At 40.7% G+C, this 3,641-nt stretch carries 5 protein-coding genes and 1 pseudogene; all 6 read right to left on the reverse strand.

Annotated features, from left to right (window positions below; genetic code table 11):
* Positions 1-309, reverse strand: a pseudogene (locus tag F452_RS11060) (RHS repeat-associated core domain-containing protein); the annotation flags it as partial.
* 45 nt (positions 310-354) lie between these two features.
* Entirely contained in the window at positions 355-831 is a 477-nt protein-coding gene (locus F452_RS0110460; RefSeq protein WP_026292389.1) for a hypothetical protein, read from the reverse strand.
* Positions 832-935: 104 nt separating this feature from the next.
* Positions 936-1,478, reverse strand: a complete 543-nt coding sequence (locus tag F452_RS0110465; protein ID WP_026292390.1) for a hypothetical protein — start codon at positions 1,476-1,478, stop codon at positions 936-938.
* A gap of 56 nt (positions 1,479-1,534) precedes the next feature.
* Positions 1,535-1,951: a hypothetical protein gene (locus tag F452_RS0110470; protein ID WP_018966128.1), complete on the reverse strand. Its 417-nt coding sequence runs from the start codon at positions 1,949-1,951 to the stop codon at positions 1,535-1,537.
* Positions 1,952-2,055: 104 nt separating this feature from the next.
* On the reverse strand, positions 2,056-2,598 hold the full coding sequence (locus tag F452_RS0110475; RefSeq protein WP_018966129.1) for a hypothetical protein: 543 nt from the start codon (positions 2,596-2,598) through the stop codon (positions 2,056-2,058).
* Positions 2,583-3,641, reverse strand: a 1,059-nt coding sequence (locus F452_RS11065) for an RHS repeat-associated core domain-containing protein (RefSeq protein ID WP_018966130.1), incomplete at its 5' end; no start/stop codon positions are given. The genes F452_RS0110475 and F452_RS11065, both read right to left, overlap by 16 nt.

Here is a 3,641-nt window from a genome sequence, read left to right on the forward strand (position 1 = left end):
TCCAAACCAGGGAAGATACTCGTGCCCTGTATAGCCCCGTCCGAGCAGGAGCAGTCGGTCATAGTCGGTGGACAACTCTTCGCTTCGGGTATAAGGTGTACCGTCCGTATGCAGCAATTTTCCCCATGGGCTGTATCGCATGCGGTGCACCACCGTACCGGCAGCATCGGTAATATCCGTCACGCTGCCTTGATAATCGCGATAGATATAATGCAACTTCCACTGTCCGAAATTGACCCGCACATAGACGAAGCCGTCTTCACCTACTCCAAAAATAATCTTTGCTACCACGGTTTCCAAGTCATTCATAAATACGTAATCGCCTGTTAGGGAATTTATTAAGAAAAATCTGACTTAATGCTTCTTGCTCAGTCTTTTAACGACTTCTTCTATCGGAAGTGAAAATTTATTCCAATAAGTAATAGCAGCATCATATCCGCCACTTTCCTCTTTTTGAGTAGCATCGAAAATATATAGACTACTACCGCCAACGGTTGTAAAATTACGGTCAGTGGAGCGTGTGTCGTTGAAATAATCTATTTTGCTTCCCAAAAAGCCGACTTTTTTCCCGACAAGATTAAAATCCTGAGGGTCTATATTGAAAATAAAATTAAAATATCTCCCCTCATATTCATTGAGAATTGGCGAATTGTCCACGCCCATTTTATCCATATTTTCCAGCAAATCCTTTGGAATTTCCGAAAAATTACGCACTTGCAGTTCGTGTATTTGTCCCAAACTCATATTATTATCGTTAGAGTTACTTTTGAGAATAGGAGAACAGCCGAACATAAACATTTCTAAGCACGCTATTAAAAATAACTTCCTCATGTTGTTCTCTTTTTTTGTCAACACAAAATGCAATTACATCTGTTGGTAATTCCCCATTAGTGCAAAAGTACTGCTACGATGAATATCCTCTCTCTCTAATAAAGTCATTTTAGCACTTTGGCATAATAGATTTTCTTCAGTCTGAACTGCTTCATCTTTTTTTCTGTCTCCAGTCCGACAATGATAAGAAAAAACTTTTTGCCCTTATCCCCGAATCTGACATCCGATCGGCAGATGAAATCGTTGGATTCTATTTCAAAGCTATCTTTTTTAGAGTCGAGCGGAGATGAAACAGAATCAGCAGAGCCACAACAGTCATGATGACCGCTGAAGGTTATCTTATTGGGATCCAGTTCGAATACATTCTCCGCAGAAAAGAAGTAATAGCCGGGATAATGCGTTAGTTCGGTAAAGGACAGCCCCGTATATCCATTTGCATCGCAAAAATCCTTGAAGGGTTGTGACACGATATTGTAGCCATCATACGTGTACATAAAGGTCGACTTCCTGTTCAGCCTATAGTGTAGATCGTAGACATCTTTGATCCTGTTCCCACAAACAGGGCAGACATCCGGCCGATCTTTCGAACCATAGACGAAACCATCTTCATCTACTCCAAAAATAATTTTTGCTACCACGGTTTCCATATCGTTCATAAATGCGTAATTGCCTGACAAGAATTTTGTTGGGTAAAAAATCTGACTTAACTCTTCGTTCTCAACCTCTTGACTACATCTTCAATCCGGAGTGAAAATTTACACCAATACACAATCGCAGCATCATAACCACCGCTCTCGGTTTTTTGGGCAGCATTGAAAATATACAATGTGCCATTATCGCAGGGATAGTTTGGCTCAGCAGAATGTTTTTCTTGCATATCAAAGTAATGATTTTTGCCTATTTCTACACTAATTTTAACAAATCCCACTTGTTTATTGGTAAAGTCAAAATCTTTGCGAGTAGCTTCAAAAATGCTATTGAGATATGTACTCTCAGTTTCACTCAATAGAAAATTATCACCAACAGCTTTCTGTTCTATATCATTAGAATTGCTTTTGAAAATAGGAGAACAACCGAACATAAACATTTCTAAGCATGCTATTAAAAATAACTTCTTCATGTCGTTTTCTTTTTTTTGTCAATATAGAATGCAATCACATATGCCGGTAATTTCCCATTTGTGCAAAAAGTACTGCCACGATGAATCCCCCCTCTCTTATAAAATCATTTTAGCACTTTGGCATAATAGATTTTCTTCAGTCTGAACTGCTTCATCTTTTTTTCTGTCTCGAGTCCGACAATGATAAGAAAAAACTTTTTGCCCTTATCCCCGAATCTGACATCCGATCGGCAGATGAAATCGTTGGATTCTATTTGAAAATCTTCTTTTTTTGTCTTGAATGGAGTTGAAATGCAATCAGCAGAGCCACAGCAGTCATGGCGCCCGTTGAATTTTATTCTATTGGGGTCCAGTTCGAATGCTTTCTCTGCAAAAAAGAAGTAATAGCCGGGATAATGCGTTAATTCGGTAAAGGACAGCCCCGGATAGCCATTTGCATCGCAAAAATCCTTGAAGGGCTGCGATACGATAGTATAGCCATCATAGGTGACCATGAGTGTCGATTTCCTTTTCAGTCTATAATCAAGGTCGTAAACATCTTTGATCCTGTTCCCACAAACAGGGCAAACATCCGGCCGGTCTTTCGATCCATAGACGAAGCCATCTTCATCTACTCCATAAATAATCTTTGCTACCACGGTTTCCATTTCATTCCTGTATTCTTGTAAAAATCATATCGAGCATCCCAATATTTGATTGGGTGACTGTCGTAAAAATTCCTAAGTGTGTTTATACGTATTTCTGTTTCGAAATTTCCTAGAATTGTGTAGCCTGAATTTCCTTTCTGAGGTCTCATATGATTTCCCAATTCATCCCTCTGTTTAAATAAAAAATCATTCATGTCCTTGTGTAATTTCCTATGTCTGGATTCACTCATAGGAGTCAATTTTTGATCCGGTTCTCCCCCAAGAAACTTGGGAAAAGAATGGTGATTATGTGCTTTCTCCCCAGTCCATGGGCTTATTTTATTGTCTCTTGCGTATTTGATGCCTGAAATCGTTCCGGTCATTGCACCAATGCCTGCACCCATAAGGAATCCGTTTCCTCCGGCCTTAAGTGAATTTTCTAAACTTTCACCTTGCACTAAAGACATTCCTGTCCCGAGAAAAAAACCGGAGAGAGCTCCCATTGCTCCTTCAGAAATAGCTCCTCGCAACATTGGGCTAGCGATATTGGATGTCAAACTTCCAATCGGCTTAGATAAAGCATTCCCCAAGTAGCCTCCGAGAAAAGAAGTCAAAGCACTCATTGCAGATGCCGACAGCGTTTCTTCCACGGAAATATTGTTCCATCCCTTTGAGAAGCCTTGATTGATAACGCTATTTGTCGCACCTAAAACAGCTGCACTGCCAGCAGGCCCAATGTATATTGTAAGAACTCCTGATGCTGCACCTGCAGCAAATAGTGCTGCACCATGAGCAAAGCTTGTCACATTTCCTTCAACAATATTGACAACAACGTTGATTGTTCCTCCAACAATTGCAGCGATCAAGTCGTCGATACCAAATAATTCCCCATTCGGATCCGTAAACTTGAGGGGATTATTGAGGCAGTAGCTGTAGCGGTTGAAGTTTTGAGAGAAATCCGGCATTTGCACATAGGGATCCGGCGAGAGGAAGCGTCCGATAGCAGGGTCGTACAGTCGGGCATTCATATTGACCAATCCAAACCAGGGAAGATACTCGTGCCC

This window comes from Porphyromonas gulae DSM 15663 (genome assembly GCF_000378065.1).
Classification (GTDB): Bacteria; Bacteroidota; Bacteroidia; order Bacteroidales; family Porphyromonadaceae; genus Porphyromonas; species Porphyromonas gulae.

Bases quoted from the DNA above. Each gene is read 5' to 3' on its own strand.
- F452_RS0110460 (WP_026292389.1), bottom strand. From the start codon at position 831: ATGAGGAAGTTATTTTTAATAGCGTGCTTAGAAATGTTTATGTTCGGC.
- F452_RS0110470 (WP_018966128.1), bottom strand. From the start codon at position 1,951: ATGAAGAAGTTATTTTTAATAGCATGCTTAGAAATGTTTATGTTCGGT.
- F452_RS0110475 (WP_018966129.1), bottom strand. From the start codon at position 2,598: ATGGAAACCGTGGTAGCAAAGATTATTTATGGAGTAGATGAAGATGGC.
- F452_RS0110465 (WP_026292390.1), bottom strand. From the start codon at position 1,478: ATGGAAACCGTGGTAGCAAAAATTATTTTTGGAGTAGATGAAGATGGT.